The following is a 777-nucleotide window of genomic DNA, read 5'->3' as shown; positions in this document are numbered from 1 at the left end:
CGACGGTAGCTAACCTGCCGCGGTCATCTCACCAGCAGAAGGGTGTGACCGATGAGGACAAAGAGCGCCAAGAAGATTCTGAAAGCTGTTGCTGCGGCCGCAGTGCTGACCGGAGGCGTGATGCTGGGGTCATCTGGTGCCATAACGATCGACCTCGGGGCAATCAGAGTGGAATAGTCCGCGGCGTCGGGGTGGTCGCTGCCTTCCGTGTGGCCGGCGACCACGTGTTCCGGTCAATACGGGTCGCGTTGGCACGGGCGGAGGCCCGCTGCGGCGTGCAATGCCGCCGAGCGCGACTACCGGCGGAGTGGCTACCGGCACCAGCATGGCTTCCGGCGACCCGCCAGCAATAAGTGAGTGTGATTGACCCTCAGCCAGTTTCGTCACCTGACGGTTGTATGGTCGCGGCCCCAGCGCTGGCCGAACGTCCAGGCCTGACCGCGCGATCGCCCGGGATGGCGGCCATCCTCGACTCTCTCGACACGTGGCAGTCCAGTTCGCAGCCGCGTGTCAACTCGTCGCGATTCCGGGCGCGCTAGTGAAGCGGATGCACCGCCGCGGGAAGCGGACGATCGCTAAGTCAACGAACCAGCGGAGCTAATTCGCGTAGACGGGAGCGTGGGGAATGTCAATCGTTATGCAGCCCGACGACCCCAGCGTGACGCCGGCCAGCACTGCGGCCGCAGCAACAGCTTTCAGAATCTTCTTGGCGCTCTTTGTCCTCATCGGTCACACCCTTCTGCTGGTGAGATGACCGCGGCAGGTTAGCTACCGTCG

General features: G+C 64.0%; 1 protein-coding gene. It reads right to left on the bottom strand.

Annotation, left to right across the window (positions count from 1 at the left end; genetic code table 11):
• Nucleotides 1-597: 597 nt before the first annotated feature.
• Nucleotides 598-726: a hypothetical protein gene (locus A5652_RS28905; RefSeq protein WP_255361799.1), complete on the bottom strand. Its 129-nt coding sequence runs from the start codon at nt 724-726 to the stop codon at nt 598-600.
• Nucleotides 727-777: the final 51 nt, after the last annotated feature.

It is taken from the genome of Mycobacterium sp. 1165178.9 (assembly GCF_001673555.1).
In the GTDB taxonomy this organism is placed as follows: Bacteria; Actinomycetota; Actinomycetes; order Mycobacteriales; family Mycobacteriaceae; genus Mycobacterium.
This window is presented reverse-complemented; position numbering and strand designations above follow the sequence as displayed.

Coding starts and splice junctions, on each gene's coding strand:
- A5652_RS28905 (WP_255361799.1), bottom strand. CDS start 726: ATGAGGACAAAGAGCGCCAAGAAGATTCTGAAAGCTGTTGCTGCGGCC.